The sequence below is a fragment of the Sphaerotilus sulfidivorans genome, assembly GCF_013426975.1.
Classification (GTDB): domain Bacteria; phylum Pseudomonadota; class Gammaproteobacteria; order Burkholderiales; family Burkholderiaceae_C; genus Sphaerotilus; species Sphaerotilus sulfidivorans.
In genome coordinates this window covers 1-19137 of the sequence record NZ_JACCPY010000004.1, presented here as the reverse complement: position 1 = coordinate 19137, position 19137 = coordinate 1, and the positions used below count along the sequence as shown (strand labels likewise).

The window sequence follows — 19137 nt, the reverse complement described above, 5'->3', positions numbered from 1 at the left end:
TTTGTTTATAAAGCGGCCCGGCACCGCCGGGGGGGCCTGCGCACATGACCAACACATCCGATCCAGACCAGCACCACACGGGCACCGGGCAGACGCTGCCGATCCGCTTCACCGCCTCCGGGCGGGACTATGCCCGGCTGTGGCTGCGCAACCTGGGCCTGACGCTGATCACGCTCGGGCTCTACCTGCCTTTTGCGCGGGCGCACCGGCTGCGCTTCTTTCGCCAGCACACGCAGGTCGATGGCGAGGCGCTCGACTTCGACGGCGACGGCCGCGAGATGCTGCGCCCTCACCTGCTGCTGTGCGCGGTGCTGCTGCTCTACATCTTGATCGCCCATGAGATGCCGCTGGGCGCGGCGCTGCTGCTGCTGGCCGCGCTGCCGTTCTGGCCGACGCTGATGATGCGCTCGCTGCGCTGGCGGCTGGAGCACACCCGCTGGCGGGGCCGGCGCCTGGCCTTTCACGGCGATGCGGCCGGCGCACGGGCGGTCTTCCTGCCCGCGGCCGCGCCACTGGCGGTGCTGCTGGTCGGCCAGGCCCTGCTGGCCGGACCGCAGGCCGAATTCGATGACGGCGGCGGCTGGCTGGTGCCGGCGCTGGTCAGCCTGGCGCTGCTGGCACTGCTGGCGCTGCTGCCGTGGCTGCATGCCCGGCACAGCCGCTATCGCCATGCGAATTTCGGCCTGAGCGCAGACGCGGGCGCAGGGGCAGACGCGGGCACCGGCCCGGCAGCGCAGGCCGAGCGCACCCGGCTTGACGCCAGCGTCGAGCCCCGCCACTTCTACCGCCTGCACGGCGGGGTGCTGGCCGGGCTGGCCGGGGCGCTGCTGGTCAACCTGCTGTTCGCGACCTGGATCGACACCCTGCTGGCCGCCGCGCCGATGCTCACCGGCCTGCTGCTGGACATGATGCTGCTGCTGGCGCTGCGCGCCTGGCTGGTCGCCGGCACCCAGACGCTGCTGTGGAACCACACCCTCAGCCCGCAGTACCGCTTCGCCTGCCATCTGCCGCTGTCGCGCCTGCTGCTGCTGTCGCTGAAGAACCTGCTGCTGTGCGTGCTGACGCTGGGACTGTACTGGCCGCATGCGGTGGTCGCCACCACCCGGCTGCGCCTGGAGTCGATCACCCTGAGCCGTCTGCCCGGGACGAATTGAAACAATCCATCCACCCTCCTGGGGACTGCCAGCGCGCCCTGCGGCGGCTAGAGTGATGTCGATGATGGCGGGTCTTCCATCGACGGGGAGAACAGGATGGGCGTGACACATGCGGGCACCGGAGCCTTCCGGGCCGCAGGCCGGCAACATCAGGACGGCGGCCGGCAGGACAGCAGCGACTGGCGCCTGCAGGGCGACTACTTCGGCAGCGCCACCCGCGCGCCGCAGCCGGTCACGCTGAGCCTGGAGGGCGGTGCACTGCAGATCGCCGGCCAGGGCTTTTCCGAGCGCCCGGCCGCCGCGCAGGTCCGGATCGGCCACCGCAGCAGCTCCGGCCGGATGCTGCTGACGCTGCCTGACGGCGCGATGCTCGACTGTCCCACCGATGCGCGGCTCGAACAGTGGCTCGCCCTGCCCCAGATCGTCGAGCGTCCCAGAGGGCGGCGCCGCCGCCAGGCCGCGCTGGCGCTGATCGCGATGCTGATGGCCTGGCTGGCCCTCCCTGCCACGGCCGAGCGCCTGGTCGACCGGGTGCCGGCGCAGATCGACCGCCACATCGGCCGCGAAATGCTCAGCCGGCTCGACCAGGGCTGGCTGCAGCCCAGCCAGTTGCCAGCGACGCAGCAGCAAGACCTGCGCAGGCGGCTGGAAAAGCAGGCCGCCGGCCACTGCCCCGCGGCGGCGTCCTCGCCGTGGGAGGCGCAGTTCCGCGCCCGCGGCCAGCTCGGCGCGCCCAGCGCCTTCGGCCTGCCCGGCGGCACCATCGTCATCACCGACGACCGGCTCGGCCCGGCGGGCGAGGCTGCGCCGGCGCTGCTCGACACCCTGTGCCGCGAACTCCAGCAGGTGCAGCGCCGCCAGGGCCTGCGCACGCTGGCCCGCCAGGAGCCGGCCTCGCTGCTGCTCGGACTGGTCTTCGAGGATTTCAGCGCCACCGTCGCGGTGGCCTGGCCGGTGCTGTCGCGCTGGCTGCCGCTCGATCGCTCGCGCTGAACACAGGGCGGTGGCTCGGGCGCCGCCGTAAAATCCCGCCTTTGCCTTCGCGCCGGATCGCCTCGCGACCCCCGGTTCCGCGCGTGCCGCGCCTGATCGCGCCCGCACCTGACCAGCCCGCCCGAGTCCCACCATGCCCTTCTCCCAGCTCACCGCCCTCAACGCCCTGTCGCCGCTCGACGGCCGCTATGCGGGCAAGCTCACCGCGCTGCGCCCGCTGCTGAGCGAGTACGGCCTGATGCACCGCCGCGTGCAGGTCGAGATCGAGTGGTTCATCGCGCTGTCGGACGCCGGCTTCAAGGAATTCCCGGCGCTGTCGGAGGCCAGCCGCGGCCTGCTGCGCTCGCTGGTCATCCACTTCAAGGAAGAGGACGCCCAGGCGATCAAGGACATCGAGAAGACCACCAACCACGACGTCAAGGCGGTCGAGTACTGGATCAAGCGCCGCATCGCGGGCCACGCCGAACTCGAGCGCATGCAGGAGTTCGTGCACTTCGCCTGCACCAGCGAGGACATCAACAACACCAGCCACGCGCTGATGCTCAAGAGCGCGCGCGACGAGGTGATGCTGCCGATGCTCGACCGCATCATCGCCAAGATGACCGCGATGTCGCACGCCTTCGCCGCGGTGCCGATGCTCAGCCGCACCCACGGCCAGACCGCCAGCCCGACCACCGTCGGCAAGGAAGTCGCCAACGTCGTCGCGCGCCTGAAGACCGCCCGCGAGCGCATCGCCGGCGTCAGGCTGCTGGCCAAGATGAACGGCGCGGTCGGCAACTACAACGCCCACCTCTCGGCCTATCCCGAGCACGACTGGGAAGCCTTCAGCCGCCAGGTGGTCGAGGGCGCGCTGGGCCTGAGCTTCAACCCCTACACCATCCAGATCGAGCCGCACGACTACATGGCCGAGCTGTTCGACGCCTTCACCCGTGTCGACACCATCCTGATCGACTGGGCGCGCGATGTCTGGGGCTACATCAGCCTGGGCTACTTCAAGCAGAAGACCAAGGCGGGCGAGGTCGGCTCCTCGACCATGCCGCACAAGGTCAACCCGATCGACTTCGAGAACGCGGAAGGCAATTTCGGCATCGCCAGCGCGCTGCTGACGCACCTGGCGCAGAAACTGCCGGTCAGCCGCTGGCAGCGTGACCTGACCGACTCGACCGTGCTGCGCAACATGGGCGTGGCGCTGGGCTACGTGCTGCTGGGCTGCGACAGCCTGATGCGCGGCCTGGACAAGCTCGAGCTCAACGAGGCCGCGCTGGCCGCCGACCTCGACAGCGCCTGGGAAGTGCTGGCCGAGCCGATCCAGACCGTCATGCGCCGCTACGGCCTGCCCGAGCCGTACGAGCAGCTCAAGGCCTTCACCCGCGGCCAGCCGATGACCGCCGAGCTGATGCGCGGCTTCGTCGCCGCGCTCGACCTGCCGCAGGCCGAGAAGGACCGCCTGCTGGCGATGACGCCGGGCAGCTACACCGGCCTGGCCACCGCGCTGGCGCAGCGCGTCTGACCCCCGGCTGCCGGAGTCCCGCGATGACCTTCACCGACCAGCTCGCCCGCGCCACGCGCCAGAACCAGTCCCTGCTGTGCGTCGGCCTCGATCCGGAGCCGTCGAAGTTTCCCGGCGCCTGGGCCGGCGACGCCTCGAGGATCTTCGACTTCTGCGCGGCGATCGTCGACGCGACGAAGGATCTGGTCTGCGCCTTCAAGCCGCAGATCGCCTACTTCGCCGCGCACCGCGCCGAGGACCAGCTCGAGCGGCTGATGGCGCACATGAAGGCGGTCGCGCCCGACGTGCCGGTCATCCTGGACGCCAAGCGCGGCGACATCGGCTCGACCGCCGAGCAGTACGCCCGCGAGGCCTTCGTGCGCTACCAGGCCGACGCGGTGACGCTGTCGCCCTTCATGGGCCGCGACACGATCGACCCCTTCCTGGCCTACGCGGACAAGGGCGTGATCCTGCTGTGCCGCACCTCCAACCCCGGCGGCAACGACTGGCAGATGCAGCGCCTGGCCGACGTTCCCGGCCAGCCGCGGCTGTTCGAGCACCTGGCGCACCTGGCGCAGACCGAGTGGAACGCCACCGGCCAGATCGGCCTGGTGGTGGGCGCCACCTTCCCCGCCGAGATCGCGCGGGTGCGCGAGATCGCGCCGACGCTGCCGCTGCTGATTCCGGGCGTGGGCGCGCAGGGCGGCGACGCCGAGGCCACCGTGCGCGCAGGCCTGACCGCGCAGGGCACCATCGTCGTCAACAGCTCGCGCGCGGTCCTCTATGCCAGCCGTGGCGAGGACTTCGCCGAAGCGGCCCGCCGCGTGGCCATGGCCACCCGCGACCAGCTCGACGCCGCGCGGGCCTGAACCGGAGCACGGCGCCCGGGGTGACGATAATCGGCGGCGATGCCTTTGCTGGAGCCGCTGCCGTGACCCTGACGCGACGTGATCTGCTGGCCGGTGCCGCCGCCGGCGCCGGACTGACCGGCACCCCGGACTGGCTGCACGCCGCCCCGGCCCGACCCGACGGCGACGGCGGCGGCGGCAGCGCGCCGAAGGTGCTGCGCTACGCCTTCCCGGCCGCCGAGACCGGCTTCGATCCGGTCCAGCTCAGCGATGTCTACTCGCTGACCATCACCGCGCATGTCTTCGAGTCCCCGCTGGACTACGACCCGCTGGCCCGGCCCTTCCTGATCCGGCCCGGCACCGCGCTGGCGCTGCCCGAGATCGCCGACGATCACCGCAGCTTCACGCTGAAGCTGCGCCCGGGCATCCTGTTCCACGACGATCCGGCCTTCAAGGGCCGCGCCCGCGAGCTGGTCGCCGAGGACTACATCTACACGATCAAGCGCTTCTACGACCCGGCGACCAAGAGCCCCGGCCACAGCTCGCTGGAGGAGCAGGGCATCATCGGCCTGCGCGAGCTGCGCGAGGCCGCGCTGAAGTCGAAGCAGCCCTTCGACTACGACCGGCCGGTCGAGGGCCTGACCGCGATCGACCGCCACACGCTGCGCATCCGCCTGCGCGAGCCGCGCCCGCGCTTCCTCTACACCCTCACCGGCCTGCCGGCGATGGCGCGCGAGGTGGTCGAGGCCTACGGCGACCGCATCATGGAGCACCCGATCGGCACCGGCCCGTTCCGGCTGGCCGAGTGGCGGCGCAGCTCGCGCATCGTGATGGAGCGCTTCACCGGCTACCGCGACCTGCGCTACGACGCGCAGCCCAACCCCGACGACGCCGAGGGCCAGGCGCTGCTGGCGCGCTTCAAGGGCCGGCGCCTGCCGATGATCGACCGGGTCGAGATCGCCATCATCGAGGAGGCGCAGCCGCGCTGGCTGGCCTTCCTGAACGGCGAGCAGGACCTGCTCGAGCGGGTGCCGGCCGACTACATCCCGCAGGCGCTGGTCAAGGGCGAACTCGCGCCCCATCTGGCCAAGAAGGGCATCCGCCACAGCCGGGTCGCCGCCAGCGATGTCACGCTGACCGTCTTCAACATGGAAGACCCGGTGGTCGGCGGCCTGACGCCCGAGCAGGTGGCGCTGCGCCGCGCGATCTGCCTGGGACTGGACATCCCGCGCGAGATCCGCCTGGGCCGGCGCGGCGAGGCCATTCCCGCGCAGGCCGGCATCACGCCGGGCACCTACGGCTTCGACCCGCTGCTGCGCACCGAGCAGGGCCGCTTCGATCCGGCGCGCGCCCGGGCGCTGCTCGACACCTGGGGCTGGCGCGACCGCGACGGCGACGGCTGGCGCGAACGCCCCGACGGCACGAAGCTCACGCTGGTGATGCTGTCGCAGTCCGACCAGACCAGTCGCCAGCTCGACGAGATCTACAAGAAGAACATGGACGCGCTGGGCCTGCGGGTCGAGCTGAAGGTCGGCCAGTGGAGCGAGAACCTCAAGTCCACCCGCTCGGGCAAGTTCATGATGTGGCGGGTGGGCTCGTCGGCAGGCTCGCCCGACGGCCAGGGCGCGCTGGAGCGCGGCTACAGCGCCTCGGTCGGCAAGGGCAATCTCGCCCGCTTCGTGCTGCCGGCCTTCGACCGGGTCTACGACCGCCTGACCGCGCTGCCCGACGGCCCCGAGCGGCTCGAGGCCTTCCGCGAGGCCAACCGGCTGATGCTGGCCTACGCACCCTACCGCTACCACGTGCACCGCATGGTCACCGACCTGATGCACCGCCAGGTGGTCGGCTACCGGCGCCCGCCCTTCTGGCTGAACTGGTGGAGCACGGTGGACATCGAAGCCTGACAGCCCACCGACACCCCGCGCAAAACCGGGCCGTTCCGGGCATTTCTGATAAAAAGTTGGCAAATTCAACCCACATCAGGACAGGACCCGACCATGGCGCACCCCGAGGCCCGGATCACCGCGTTTCTCCACTGGCTGGCGCTGGAGCGCCGGCGGCATTTCGACGACTACGACGATCTCTGGCAATGGTCGGTCGATGACCCGGAAGGCTTCTGGGGCGCCTTGTGGGACTGGTTCGACATCGAGTCGCCGGTCGAGCCGGTGGTGGCGCTGGCCGACGGGCGGGTGCCGGGCGCGGTCTGGTTTCCGGGCACGCAGCTCAACTACGCCCGCCAGGTCTTCCGCCATGCCGACGAAGCGCACGGCGCCGACCTGCCCGCCATCCTGTTCCGCAACGAGATGCTGCAGGCGGCCGGGCGCACGCTGCGGGTGAGCTGGCCGGAGCTGCGCCGCGAGGTGGCCTCGCTGGCGGTGGCGCTGCGCGGCATGGGCGTCGGCCGCAATGACCGGGTCGCCGCCTACCTGCCCAGCACGCCGCAGACGGTGGTGGCCTTCCTGGCCTGCGCCAGCCTTGGCGCGATCTGGTCGATCTGCTCGCCCGACATGGGTGTCGGCGCGGTGCTCGACCGCTTCCGCCAGATCGGGCCGAAGGTGCTGATCGGCTGCGACGGCAGCACCTGGGGCGGGCGCGACCATGACCGCCGCCCGCTGCTGCACATGCTGCTCGACGGCCTGCCCACGGTCGAGCACATGATCCTGTGGCCCTGCCTGGACCGCGATGCCGAGCCCGACGAGTTCGCCGCGCCGGGCCGGCGCGCCTGGGACCTGCGCCCGCTGCTGGCCGGCAACCCGTGGAACTTCGAGCCGGAGTGGCTGCCCTTCGACCATCCGCTGTGGATCGTCTACTCCAGCGGCACCAGCGGCCTGCCCAAGCCGATCGTGCACGGCCACGGCGGCGTGATGCTCGAGCACCTCAAGCTCAATGTGCTGCACAACAACCTCGGGGCCAGCGTCGACACCGGCGATGTCTTCCACTGGGCCACCTCCAGCGGCTGGGTGATGTGGAACCTGCAGGTCGGCGCGCTGCTGGGCGGCACCACCATCGCGCTGCATGACGGCCACCCGGCCGGCCGCAGCGACGCGCCCGACTGGAGCCTGCCGTGGCGCTTCGCCGCCGAGACCGGCGTGACCCACTTCGGCGCCGGCGCCTCGGTGCTGACCGCGATGTCGCGCTCCGGGCTGGAGCCGGCCCGGGTGGCCGACCTGTCGGCGCTGCGCGCGATCGGCTCGACCGGCTCGCCGCTGCCGGCCGAGGTCCATGCCTGGCTGCAGCAGCAGCTGCCGGCGGTCGACGGCCGGCCGATCTGGGTCAGCTCGATCGCCGGCGGCACCGACTTCGCCGGGGCCTTCGTCGCCGGTCTGCCGACGCTGGACAACCCGCCCGGCGAGATCCAGTGCCGCTGCCTGGGCGCCGCGGTCGAGGCCTGGGGCCCGCCGCGCGAGGACGGCCGCGGCGACAGCCTGATCGGCGAGGTCGGCGAGCTGGTCTGCACCCGGCCGATGCCCTCGATGCCGCTCTACTTCTGGAAGGACGAGGGCGACCGCCGGCTGATCGAGAGCTACTTCAGCACCTATCCCGGCCGCGACGGCATCGGGGCGGTCTGGCGCCATGGCGACTGGATCCGGCTGGTGCCGCATCCGCAGGAGGGCCGCACCGGCGCGGTCATTCTCGGCCGCAGCGATGCCACCCTGAACCGCCGCGGCGTGCGCCTGGGCAGCACCGAGATCTACCGGGTGGTCGAGGCGCTGCCCGGCGTGGCCGACAGCCTGGTCGTCGACCTGCATCGCGAGGGCGATCCCGACGGCGAGATCGTGCTGCTGCTGGTGCCGATGCCCGGCGTGATGCTCGACGAGCCGCTGAAGGAGCGCATCCGCACGCAGATCGCCACCCAGGTCTCGCCGCACCATCTGCCCGACCGCATCCTGGCCGCGCCGGCGGTGCCGCGCACCCTCTCCGGCAAGAAGATGGAGCTGCCGGTGCGCCGCATGCTGCAGGGCGAGCCGGCCTCGGCGGTGATGAACCGCGATGCGGTCGAGCCGCAGGGCATCGTCGAATGGCTCGAGGGCCTGGCGGCGCAGTCGCCCGCGGCCGATCCTGTATCCATCTGAGGCAATCCAGTTACCAGACGCATCGAAACCGCCGGCAAATGAAACAATCGCCGCGCCGGCAAAATCCCGGCCCGGATGGGCATATGTCACGCTTTCATCCGAAAGAGGGTGAAAAAGCGCAGGAATGACCGGGTCTGGCAAAACCGATCATTTCCAGATCTGGTTACGCCCGCGCGGACGGCCCATGCGCCAATCACGGCCATGCCCAGCCGTCACCCCCGTCATGTCCTGCACCGCACCGCCAGCCGCATGCGCCGCGCGGTGCGTCTGGTGCGCCGGCGGCCGGGATCGGTGGCCACGATGCTGATGCTGATGGGCGGCTCGCTGCTGAGCGGCGAGGCGCTGGCCCAGCCCAAGGGCGCGAACGCCCAGGGCAGCAGCGGCGTCACCGGCGAGACCCGTCTGGGCCGCCAGGTGCGGGTTCGCTACACCGAGCCGGTGCAGCCGCGCAGCGGCTGGAACGGCCAGATCGCCAGCTTCGGCGCGCCGCAGGCGGCCTCGGGCCGCACGCCGGCACGGCTGCGCGGCAGCACCATCGCCGAGCTGCCGATCACCGCGCGCACCCGCGCCTACGGCCGCATCGAGACCGAAATGAAGACCCGCCGCGACGAGCCGGGCCGTGCGCTGCAGGTCGGCGCCGGTGCCGGCCTGAACTGGCAGGTCTCGAACCAGACCCAGCTGCAGGTCGAGGTCGGCACCGCGCCCGGCCAGAACCGCGCACAAGTGAGCGTCATGCTGCAGTTGCAGCTCTGAGACGCCGATAAGGAACCCGTGCGGCCGGCCCCGGCGGGCAGGTCGCACCGGGGATGGCGCTGTTGGAATCTGTCGAGATTCCTTCGCCATGGGGCCGAGGTGCAGAGAGCGCCAGAATCGGACCCCCGGTCGATCCGGATCCAGAGACGGATTCCAACAGCCTCCTCGTCACACCACCGTCACGCCGGTATCACCCCGGGACCGCATACTCTGCGGTCCCTTGTCGTTTTCGGACCGGCCCCGTGACCCAGCAGATCTTCTTCCTTCGCCATGCCACTGCCGAAGACCGGCTGCTGGCCCCCGTCGACGCCGACCGCACGCTCATCGACAAGGGCCATCGCCAGACCCGCGCGGTGGCGCGCTTCTGCCAGCGCCAGACGCTGCTGCCGGCGCGGCTGCTGTGCAGCCCGCTGGTGCGCGCGCTGGAGACCGCGGTGCAGTTCTGCGACGAGCTGCCCGACTGCCCGCGCCCGCAGGTGGTCGACTGGCTGAAGATCGACACCCCGACCGCGCAGGCGCTGGCCGGTCTGCGCGAGCAGGCCGCGCAGACCGACGGCCCACTGTGGCTGGTCGGCCATGAGCCGGACCTGTCGCTGCTGATCAGCCGGCTGCTGGGCAGCGAGCTGCCGATCGTGCGCATCAAGAAGGCCTCGCTCACCTGCCTGGAGATCGAGCCGGACCGCAGCACGCCGGGGCGGCTGCTGTGGTCGATTCCCTGCGCGCTGATGGGCTGAGGTGAGGGGCTCGGACGCCGCTCAGGAACAGGCCGCGGTCTTCAGCGTCAGCGCCGTGCTGGCGGCCGAGACCTGGCCGGCCAGGTCGCGGGCGCGCAGCGTCAGCGTGTAGCTGGTGTTGCAGCTGAGGCCGGTGATCAGGCGCGAGGTGCCGAGCAGCCCGCCGCCCAGCAGCGTCGAGCCGCTGTAGAGGTCGTGGCCGACCACGCCGACATTGTCCCGGCCGGCGCTCCAGCTCAAGGTCGCGCTGTTGCGGGTGATCGCGGAGGCGGTGAGCCGGGCCGGTGCGGTGGGCGCCTGGGTGTCGGCGGTGCCCATCAGCCGCGCCAGCAGCTGCACATAGGCGGCCTGGTAGTAGATCGCCGGCTCGGTGACTTCCCAGGAATTTTCCGGCCAGCCGGTGTTCCAGTCCTTGTAGGCCTTCTGCGGAGGCTGGCTGGCCAGGCCGGCGACGCTGCCGGTGTAGGTGGTGTTCGGCCCGCCGGCCAGATAGCCCGGCGCCGGGCCGCGCGCCGAGGTCCTGGTGCTGTCCCAGACCGTGCCGTTGGCGAACCAGGTGTGATAGATCTCGCTGAGCGAGGACTCGGCACCGGCCGACGCCATGTTCGACAGCATCACCAGCCCCATCGGGTTGGCGCCGTGCAGCCAGTGCAGATGCTGCTCGGCGATGCGGCGGTAGAGCGCAGCACTGGTGCTGTTGATGCCGAAGGCCTCGAAGTCGAGGTTGATCAGGCCGGCGTTCGAGCGGGTCATGTTGTGACCCCAGTTGAACTCGGCGTCGGCCAGATGGGCGCGGTAGAGATCGGTGCCGTTGGCGCCGCCGTTGAAGTCGGTCAGCGAGATGACGCCGTTCTGCCAGGACTTCTGGCTGCGCAGGTTGGACGCGACGCTGGCCGCCACGCCCGGCTGGCCGGCGTGGCGCAGCAGCGCCACCTGCATCGGCGCCCAGTACGGACCCCACCACCAGATGTTGTAGGGCCGCACCCGGGCGTAGTTCGCCTCGACATGGGCGCGGTACTCGGCCTTGCCGGTGGCCTCATACAGCGCGATGGCCGCCAGCACCGAGGACTCGAGCTGGCCCTGCGCGTCGACATCGGCGTCGCCGGCCTTGATGTCGCCGTCGTCGCAGGCGGTCTGGAAGACGGTGAAGCCGCTGGTGGTGAGCTTCGCGCGGGCCCAGGCGGCCTCGGCGCGCGCCAGCAGATCGGCCGCGCCCGCCGCCTGCGAGGCAAAGCCGCGATAGACGACATGGGCCGCGCCGAACATCGCCGCGCCGGCCAGTGTCGCCGAGGTGCATTCGGGCAGGTAGTAGCGCGGGCGCGCATCGGCGCTCGGCGGCGAGATGTCGGTGTAGTTGTCGACGCCGACCTTCAGGAACAGGCCATGCGTGCCGCTGGCGTCCTGCATGCGGCGCAGGAAGTCCAGCTCCCACTTCAGCTCGTCGAGCAGGTCGGGCAGGCCGTTGCCGGACTCGGGAATGCCGAAGTCGTCGCGGAACACCGCCGGGCTCATGCGGTAGGCGTCGAGCAGCTGCAGCACCGCCGACTGCGCGAAGGTCACGTACTTGTTGGTGTCGCCGGCATCCATCCAGCCGCCGGAGAGATCGCGCGCGGTCGCGGCCTGGCCCTTGGCCCAGCGGCTGGTGGCCGAGCGGTCCTGGCCCGGGCGCTCGTAGGCGGCGGCGTCCGCCCAGCGTGCGTCCACGTAGGGTGCGACCTTCGCGTGGTTCAGGCGCTGGTGATAGAACATGCGCACCGCATGGCGCAGCACCGGCGCATAGACCGCGCGGCCGATCTCGAAGCGGCCCGAGCCGACCTGGCGCGCGCTGTCCCAGATGTAGTAGGCGCCGGCGGCGGTCAGCGCCGAGAAGTCGTAGTGCCAGCCGCGGTCGCCGGACTGCGCGTGCGTGGCGCCGCTCTTCCAGGGCTGCAGCGTGCCGGTGTGCACGACCACATCGTCGGCCCAGCGGCGGATCTGGTACTGGCCGCTGCCGGTGCCCGGTGCAAAGGCCTCGGCAGCGTTGAAGCCGGCCTGAGGATCGACGACGACCGCCACCTTCTGCATCGCCGGCTGGTAGCCGAACTGGTCGACCTTGATCCACGGCACGGTGGCCGACGGCACGGCCGGCGCCGCCCCGGCACCCAGCAGCAGCAACAGGCCGACGCATGCGCGCGGCCGCAGGAACATGGTGTTCATGAGATCCCCCGAAGATGGCCCGTGCACTCGTTCACGGCAGCCGGGCCGCATTGTGCGACAGATTGCATTTTTTCCATTTGTGGATGATCAGCATCAAGCCGATCCGTCCTGTCCGACCCGCAGAGACCCGGACCCGCCCTGCGGTACGGGCCATCCCTAGAATGTTCCGTTTCGCCCGTCAGAGAGACCTCCCGCGATGTCCGGCCTGATCCGTATCCGTGGTGCGCGCCAGCACAACCTGAAGAACCTCGACCTCGACATCCGCACGGGTGAGCTGACGGTGGTGACCGGCCCGAGCGGCTCGGGCAAGTCGTCGCTGGTCTTCGACACGCTGTACGCCGAAGGACAGCGCCGTTACGTCGAGACCTTCAGCGCCTACGCGCGCCAGTTCCTCGACCGCATGGACCGCCCGGCGGTGGACGCGGTCGAAGGCGTGCCGCCGGCCATCGCGATCGACCAGACCAACCCGGTGCGCACCAGCCGCTCCACGGTCGGCACGATGACCGAGCTGAACGATCATCTGAAGCTGCTGTTCGCGCGCGCCGCACGCCTGTTCGACCAGGACAGCGCGCGGCCGGTGCGCGAGGACGACCCGCAGAGCATCTGGGCCGACCTGAAGGCACGCAGCGAGGCCGCGGGCGATCCGCGCCTGGTCGTCACCTTCCCCGTCGAGCTGCCCGGCAGCGTCACGCCCGAGGAGATCGCGCAGTGGCTGGCCGCCAGCGGCTACACCCGGGTGCAGGCCGAGCGCGAGGTCGCCACGCCGACCGGGCCGCGCAAGGTGCTCGATGTGGTGGCCGACCGCTTCCGCTTCTCGAACGCCGAGAAAGGCCGCGTGGTCGAGGCGCTGGAGGCGGCGCTGAAACGCGGCAGCGGCCGCTGCAATGTCTACGCCGGCGCGGACGAGGCGCAGGAGATCTGGCGCTACAGCCAGGGCCTGCACTGCCCCGAGTCCGACCGCCGCTACGGCCATCCGCAGCCGGCGATGTTCTCGTTCAACTCGGCCTATGGCGCCTGCGAGGCCTGCCGCGGCTTCGGCCGGGTGATCGGCGTGGACTTCGGGCTGGTGATTCCGGACGGGCGCAAGACGCTGCGCGGCGGCGCGGTCAAGCCGCTGCAGACGCCGGCCTGGGCCGAGTGCCAGGCCGACCTGATGCGCTGTGCCGGCGATGCCGGCATCCCGCGCGACACCGCCTGGAACCAGATGAGCCCGGCGCAGCAGGCCTGGGTCATCGACGGCGCGCCGGACTGGAACGGCGACTGGAAGACGCACTGGTACGGCATCCGCCGCTTCTTCGAGTACCTCGAGAGCAAGACCTACAAGATGCACATCCGCGTGCTCTTGTCGAAGTACCGCAGCTACACGCCCTGCGGCGCCTGTGGCGGCGCGCGGCTCAAGCTGGAATCGCTGCTGTGGCGCCTGGGCGAGAAGGCCGAGGCCGACGCGGTGCTGGCGCCCGCGAAGCGCTTCCTGCCGGTCGGCGTGGCCTGGTCGCGCGAGCAGCTGGAAAGCCTGCCCGGCCTGAGCCTGCACGACCTGATGCTGATGCCGATCGCGCGCATGCGGCAGTTCTTCGACACGCTCGCCCTGCCCTCGCAGCTGCTCGACGACGCGCTGGAGCTGCTGCAGGACGAGATCCGCCACCGGCTGAAATACCTCTGCGACGTCGGCCTGGGCTATCTGACGCTGGACCGGCAGAGCCGCACGCTCTCCGGCGGCGAGGTGCAGCGCATCAACCTGACCACCGCTTTAGGCACGTCGCTGGTGAACACGCTCTTCGTGCTGGACGAGCCGTCGATCGGCTTGCACCCGCGCGACATGGACCGCATCAACCAGGCGATGGCGCGGCTGCGCGACGCGGGCAACACGCTGGTGGTGGTCGAGCACGACCCGGCGGTGATGCTGGCGGCCGACCGCATCATCGACCTCGGCCCCGGCCCCGGCACCCAGGGCGGGCGCATCGTCTTCGACGGCACGCCCGACGAGCTGAAAGGCGCCGAGACGCTGACCGGCGCCTACCTCGGCGCGCGGCGCACCATCGGCCTGGGCCTGGCGCGGCCGGTGCTCGACAGCACGCCGCGGCTGATCCTGGAGGGCGCGCGCCAGCACAACCTGAAGAACGTCACGGTCGAGTTCCCGCTGCAGCGGCTGGTCTGCGTCACCGGCGTGAGCGGCTCGGGCAAGTCGACGCTGATCCAGGATGTGCTGGCGCCGGCGCTGGCGCGCCATTTCGGCCAGGCGACCGAATCGCCGGGCGAGCATGACCGCCTGCTCGGCGCCGAGCAGCTCACCGACGCGGTCTTCGTCGACCAGAGCCCGATCGGCAAGACCGCGCGCTCCAACCCGGCCAGCTATGTCGGCGCCTTCGACGCGGTGCGCGAGCTGTTCGCCGCGCTGCCCGAGGCGCAGCAGCGCGGCTACGGCGCCGGCATGTTCAGCTTCAACGCCGGCGACGGCCGCTGCCCGACCTGCGGCGGCTCGGGCTTCGAGCATGTGGAGATGCAGTTCCTCTCGGACGTCTACCTGCGCTGCCCGGACTGCGACGGCACCCGCTACCGCGCCGAGATCCGCGAGGTGCAGCTGACGCGCCTGGGCAAGGCGATGTCGATCGCCGACGTGCTGGAGCTGACGGTGAGTGATGCGGTGCGCCTGTTCGCCGACGACCGCGAGGTGGTGCGCGCGCTGCAGCCGCTGGCCGATGTCGGGCTGGACTATGTCAAGCTCGGCCAGCCGGTGCCGACGCTCTCCGGCGGCGAGGCGCAGCGCCTGAAGCTGGCCGGCTTCCTGGCCGAGGCCGCCAAGAACGCCACCGCGAGCCGGCAGAAGGTGGCGAAGAAGGGCACGCTCTTCCTGTTCGACGAGCCGACCACCGGCCTGCATTTCGACGACATCGCCAAGCTGATGCGGGCCTTCCGCAAACTGCTCGAGGCCGGCCACAGCCTGCTGGTGATCGAGCACAACCTGGACGTCGTGCGCGCCAGCGACTGGATCGTCGACCTCGGCCCCGACGGCGGCGACGCCGGCGGCGAGCTGGTCGCCGAGGGCACGCCGGCCGACCTGCGCGCGCACCCCACCAGCCACACCGGCCGGGCGCTGCGCGAGTACGAGAGCCAGCTCGGCCAGCCCGCCGCGCTGAGCGCCGAGGAAGGCGTGCCGCTGCAGACGCTGGCCAAGGCCCGCCGCGACCGGGCGCGCGCCCAGTCGGCGCAGAGCGACGCCATCCAGATCGTCAACGCCCGCGAGCACAACCTCAAGGGCCTGTCGGTCGACATTCCGCGCGGCAAGTTCAGCGTCATCACCGGCGTGTCGGGCTCGGGCAAGTCGACGCTGGCCTTCGACATCCTGTTCAACGAGGGCCAGCGCCGCTATCTGGAGAGCCTGAACGCCTACGCGCGCTCGATCGTGCAGCCCGCCGGGCGGCCGGAGGTGGACGCGGTGTGGGGCATTCCGCCCACCGTCGCCATCGAGCAGCGCCTGTCGCGCGGCGGCCGCAAGAGCACGGTGGCCACCACCACCGAGGTCTGGCATTTCCTGCGCCTGCTCTATGTGAAGCTGGGGGTGCAGTATTGCCCGGCCTGCAGCGACTTCCATGCGCCGCCCGACACCTGGGTCGCGGTGCGGCCGCAGACGCCGGAATCCATCGCCTCGCAGCTGCTGAAGGAGTACCGCGGCCAGCACATCGGGCTGCTGGCGCCGCTGGTCATCGGCCGCAAGGGCCTCTACACCGACCTGGCGAAATGGGCCAAGGGCAAGGGCTACACCCAGCTGCGGGTCGACGGCGAGTTCCTGCCGACCGACAAGTGGCCCAAGCTCGACCGCTACAAGGAGCACACGCTGGAGCTGCCGGTGGCCAGCCTGCTGGTCGACGTGGACCACGAGGCCGAGCTGCGCCGCGCGCTGGCCGAGGCGCTGGAGCACGGCAAGGGCGTGCTGCATCTGCTGACGCCGCTGAAGTCCGCCGGCACCAGCGCCAAGGCGCTGGCCGCGTCGCTGGAGGCCGGCTTCCAGTCGAGCGCCTTCCGCAGCAAGGCCAAGGTCTTCTCGACCCGGCGCGCCTGCCCGCAGTGCGCCACCAGCTATCCCGAGCTGGACCCGCGCATGTTCAGCTACAACAGCAAGCACGGCTGGTGCCCGGACTGCGTCGGCACCGGTCTGGCGCTGACCCGCGAGCAGCGCAAGGCGCTGGACGACAGCCAGACCGACGACGACAAGGGCCGCGAGAAGACCTTTGCCGAACCCGAGGTCGAGGGCCTGGAGGACCAGCCCTGCAGCACCTGCGGCGGCGCGCGGCTCAATCCGGTGTCGCAGGCGGTGCGCTTCCGCGACGCCTCGATCGCCGAGGTGGCGGCGAAGTCGGTCGACGACGCCCGGCGCTGGCTCGACGGCCACAAGCTCGACGGCCGCGAGGCCGCGATCGCGCGCGACGTGGCGGTCGAGATCCGCAGCCGGCTGGCCTTTCTCGGCCAGGTCGGGCTGGGCTATCTGACGCTGGACCGCGCCGCGCCCACGCTCTCCGGCGGCGAGGCGCAGCGCATCCGGCTCGCCGCGCAGCTCGGCAGCAACCTGCAGGGCGTGTGCTACGTGCTCGACGAGCCGACCATCGGCCTGCACCCGCGCGACAACCGCATCCTGCTCGATGCGCTGCACCAGCTCGGCCGCAGCGGCAACACGCTGGTGGTGGTCGAGCATGACGAGGACACCATCCGCCGCGCCGACCACATCATCGACATCGGACCGGGCGCGGGCAAGCGCGGCGGCCGCGTGATCGCGCAGGGCACCGCGGACGAGCTGAAGGCCAATGCCGATTCGCTGACCGGCCGCTTCCTGAACGCGCCGCTGAAGCACCCGACCCGGCCGCGCCGCCCGGTGGACGCCGAGACGCCCGCGCTCTCGCTGCGCGGCGCGACGCTGCACAACCTGCAGGGCGTGGACGTGGCGGTGCCGCTGGCGCGGCTGGTGGCGGTGACCGGCGTGTCGGGCTCGGGCAAGTCGACGCTGGCGCGCGACGTGCTGCTGCGCAACGTGCAGGCGGTGGTGACGCACAAGGCCGCCGGCAAGAAGGCCGGCGAGCGCCCGGCCTGGGTCGGCTGCGCCGGGCTGGACGGCTGGAGCAATGTCGACCGGGTGCTGGAGGTCGACCAGACGCCGATCGGCAAGACGCCGCGCTCGTGTCCGGCGACCTACATCGGCTTCTGGGACACCATCCGCAAGCTCTTCGCCGAGACGCTGGAGGCCAAGGCGCGCGGCTATGCCGCCGGACGCTTCAGCTTCAACACCGGCGACGGCCGCTGCCCGGCCTGCGAGGGCCAGGGGATGCGCACCATCGAGATGGCCTTCCTGCCCGACGTGAAGGTGCCGTGCGACCAGTGCTTCGGCGCGCGCTTCAACCCCGAAACGCTGGCCGTCACCTGGCGGGGCAAGAGCATCGGCGACGTGCTGCAGATGGAGGTCGACGAGGCGGTGGAGTTCTTCGCCTCGATGCCGAGCATCGCGCATCCGCTCAAGCTGCTGCAGGACGTCGGCCTGGGCTACCTGACGCTGGGCCAGCCCTCGCCCACGCTCTCCGGCGGCGAGGCCCAGCGCATCAAGCTGGTCACCGAGCTGAGCAAGGTCCGCGACGACGTGACCCGCCGTGGCCAGAAGGCGCCGCACACGCTCTATGTGCTCGACGAGCCGACGGTGGGCCTGCACATGGCCGACGTGGAGAAGCTCATCCGCGTGCTGCACCGCCTGGTCGACGCCGGCCACAGCGTCATCGTCATCGAGCACGACCTCGACGTCATCGCCGAGGCCGACTGGATCGTCGACCTGGGGCCGGACGGCGGCTCAGGCGGCGGGCGCGTGGTGGTGGCCGGCACGCCGGAGGCGGTGGTGAAGAGCAGGAGTCATACGGGGGTGGCGCTGAAGGCGGTCTTGAAGCGTTGACACGCGGATACCCTCCGCCGTCCATCGCGCCCACGCGCTACAGTCACCCCACCTGACCTGTTCTGGAGCCTGTCCCATGCCGAACTACCGCGACCGGATCACCCTGGAGCCTGGCAAGCGTGGCGGCAAGCCATGCATCCGTGGCCTGCGCATCACCGTGTACGACGTGCTGGAGTGGCTCGCCAGCGGCATGTCCACCGCCGAGATCATCGCGGACTTCCCCGAACTGACCCCGGAAGACATTCAAGCCGCACTCGCCTACGCCGCCGACCGCGAGCGCCACACCGCCTGGGTACGCGCCGCGTGAAGCTGCTGCTGGACGAGAATCTGTCGCGGCGGCTGGTGCCCTCACTGCAAGCGGTGTATCCGGGGTCGAGTCAGGTCGATCTGCTCGACTTGTCCGGCGCGAACGACCATGCCGTCTGGACCTACGCCCGTGCGCACGACTCAGGGCGATTGCATGAAGCCCGATCCCCTACGTCGGGCTGATGCCGAGCACGGTCTCCAGATACTTCGGGCTCCAGGCGGCCTTCTGGCGCTTGATGTTGAGACTGGTCTTCCTGGATTTTTCCTGCTTGAGCAGGTTCAGGCTCATGCGCCTGAGGATGGCGAAGTTCTCGGCCCCGTCGCCCACGCGGATGCGACAGTCATCTTCGGAGAAGGTCATGTCCAGCACCCAGTGGCACTGGTTCTCGATGCCCCAGTGCGCGCGCACCGCGGCCTCGAACCGCTCGGGGCTGAGCTGCGTGCTGCTGATGTAGTAACGCCACTCGGTGGCCGCCTCGCCCTTGGCCCGGCCGTTGACGATCTCGCGCGTGCTCCTGATGCGCCCGACGCTGCGCAGACCGCGCCACTGTGCCGCCACCTCGCCCAGCGCGCTCACGTCGTGGGCCACGACGCACTGGCGCGTCTCGATGCGGCCGTGGCCCTTGTCCACCACGGTGACCTGGGGCAGGGCCTGCTCCAGCTCG

General features: G+C 71.0%; 13 protein-coding genes. 11 read left to right on the top strand and 2 right to left on the bottom strand.

Annotation, left to right across the window (positions count from 1 at the left end; genetic code table 11):
- Nucleotides 1–44: 44 nt before the first annotated feature.
- The 8 genes from HZU84_RS03365 (at nt 45) to HZU84_RS03330 (ending at nt 10044) form a co-directional block, all read left to right on the top strand.
- Nucleotides 45–1154, top strand: coding sequence for a DUF898 family protein (locus HZU84_RS03365; RefSeq protein WP_149502316.1), 1110 nt, complete (start codon nt 45–47; stop codon nt 1152–1154).
- Nucleotides 1155–1250: 96 nt separating this feature from the next.
- On the top strand, nt 1251–2147 hold the full coding sequence (locus HZU84_RS03360) for a DUF7092 domain-containing protein (protein WP_149502315.1): 897 nt from the start codon (nt 1251–1253) through the stop codon (nt 2145–2147).
- Nucleotides 2148–2280: 133 nt separating this feature from the next.
- Nucleotides 2281–3657: an adenylosuccinate lyase gene (gene purB, locus HZU84_RS03355; RefSeq protein ID WP_149502314.1), complete on the top strand. Its 1377-nt coding sequence runs from the start codon at nt 2281–2283 to the stop codon at nt 3655–3657.
- A gap of 23 nt (nt 3658–3680) precedes the next feature.
- The gene (gene pyrF, locus HZU84_RS03350) at nt 3681–4505 is read left to right on the top strand and encodes an orotidine-5'-phosphate decarboxylase (protein WP_149502313.1); all 825 of its coding nucleotides are present in this window, start codon (nt 3681–3683) and stop codon (nt 4503–4505) included.
- A gap of 62 nt (nt 4506–4567) precedes the next feature.
- Nucleotides 4568–6388, top strand: coding sequence for an ABC transporter substrate-binding protein (locus tag HZU84_RS03345; RefSeq protein ID WP_244954387.1), 1821 nt, complete (start codon nt 4568–4570; stop codon nt 6386–6388).
- A 93-nt stretch (nt 6389–6481) separates the two neighbouring features.
- The gene (locus tag HZU84_RS03340; protein ID WP_149502312.1) at nt 6482–8557 is read left to right on the top strand and encodes an acetoacetate--CoA ligase; all 2076 of its coding nucleotides are present in this window, start codon (nt 6482–6484) and stop codon (nt 8555–8557) included.
- 201 nt (nt 8558–8758) lie between these two features.
- Complete coding sequence (locus HZU84_RS03335; RefSeq protein WP_149502311.1) at nt 8759–9310, top strand: hypothetical protein; 552 nt, start codon at nt 8759–8761, stop codon at nt 9308–9310.
- Nucleotides 9311–9552: 242 nt separating this feature from the next.
- A complete protein-coding gene (locus HZU84_RS03330) occupies nt 9553–10044 on the top strand; it encodes a SixA phosphatase family protein (RefSeq protein ID WP_219340837.1) in 492 nt (163 codons plus the stop codon).
- Between the two features lie 21 nt (nt 10045–10065).
- Here HZU84_RS03330 and HZU84_RS03325 read toward each other — a convergent pair whose 3' ends face one another.
- Nucleotides 10066–12240: a glycoside hydrolase family 9 protein gene (locus tag HZU84_RS03325; RefSeq protein ID WP_180692777.1), complete on the bottom strand. Its 2175-nt coding sequence runs from the start codon at nt 12238–12240 to the stop codon at nt 10066–10068.
- Nucleotides 12241–12436: 196 nt separating this feature from the next.
- Here HZU84_RS03325 and uvrA point away from each other — a divergent pair, with 196 nt between their 5' ends.
- From uvrA to HZU84_RS03310, 3 genes are all read left to right on the top strand, one after another.
- Nucleotides 12437–18166 (top strand): excinuclease ABC subunit UvrA, encoded by a 5730-nt coding sequence (gene uvrA / locus HZU84_RS03320; RefSeq protein WP_149502308.1) that lies wholly within the window; start codon nt 12437–12439, stop codon nt 18164–18166.
- A 76-nt stretch (nt 18167–18242) separates the two neighbouring features.
- Complete coding sequence (locus tag HZU84_RS03315; RefSeq protein WP_149502307.1) at nt 18243–18473, top strand: DUF433 domain-containing protein; 231 nt, start codon at nt 18243–18245, stop codon at nt 18471–18473.
- On the top strand, nt 18470–18655 hold the full coding sequence (locus HZU84_RS03310; RefSeq protein WP_149502306.1) for a DUF5615 family PIN-like protein: 186 nt from the start codon (nt 18470–18472) through the stop codon (nt 18653–18655). Before HZU84_RS03315 ends, HZU84_RS03310 begins: the two co-directional genes overlap by 4 nt.
- On the opposite strand, the gene HZU84_RS03305 is transcribed toward HZU84_RS03310, so the two are convergent.
- Nucleotides 18642–19137: ISAs1 family transposase (locus HZU84_RS03305; protein ID WP_180692776.1), on the bottom strand; the 496-nt coding region annotated here is incomplete at its 5' end. The two genes, HZU84_RS03310 and HZU84_RS03305, sit on opposite strands and share 14 nt — an antisense overlap.

Excerpts from the sequence above, each read along its gene's own strand:
- HZU84_RS03315 (WP_149502307.1), top strand. The coding sequence starts at position 18,243 with ATGCCGAACTACCGCGACCGGATCACCCTGGAGCCTGGCAAGCGTGGC.
- HZU84_RS03335 (WP_149502311.1), top strand. The coding sequence starts at position 8,759 with ATGCCCAGCCGTCACCCCCGTCATGTCCTGCACCGCACCGCCAGCCGC.
- uvrA (WP_149502308.1), top strand. The coding sequence starts at position 12,437 with ATGTCCGGCCTGATCCGTATCCGTGGTGCGCGCCAGCACAACCTGAAG.
- pyrF (WP_149502313.1), top strand. The coding sequence starts at position 3,681 with ATGACCTTCACCGACCAGCTCGCCCGCGCCACGCGCCAGAACCAGTCC.
- HZU84_RS03365 (WP_149502316.1), top strand. The coding sequence starts at position 45 with ATGACCAACACATCCGATCCAGACCAGCACCACACGGGCACCGGGCAG.
- HZU84_RS03360 (WP_149502315.1), top strand. The coding sequence starts at position 1,251 with ATGGGCGTGACACATGCGGGCACCGGAGCCTTCCGGGCCGCAGGCCGG.
- purB (WP_149502314.1), top strand. The coding sequence starts at position 2,281 with ATGCCCTTCTCCCAGCTCACCGCCCTCAACGCCCTGTCGCCGCTCGAC.
- HZU84_RS03340 (WP_149502312.1), top strand. The coding sequence starts at position 6,482 with ATGGCGCACCCCGAGGCCCGGATCACCGCGTTTCTCCACTGGCTGGCG.
- HZU84_RS03325 (WP_180692777.1), bottom strand. The coding sequence starts at position 12,240 with ATGAACACCATGTTCCTGCGGCCGCGCGCATGCGTCGGCCTGTTGCTG.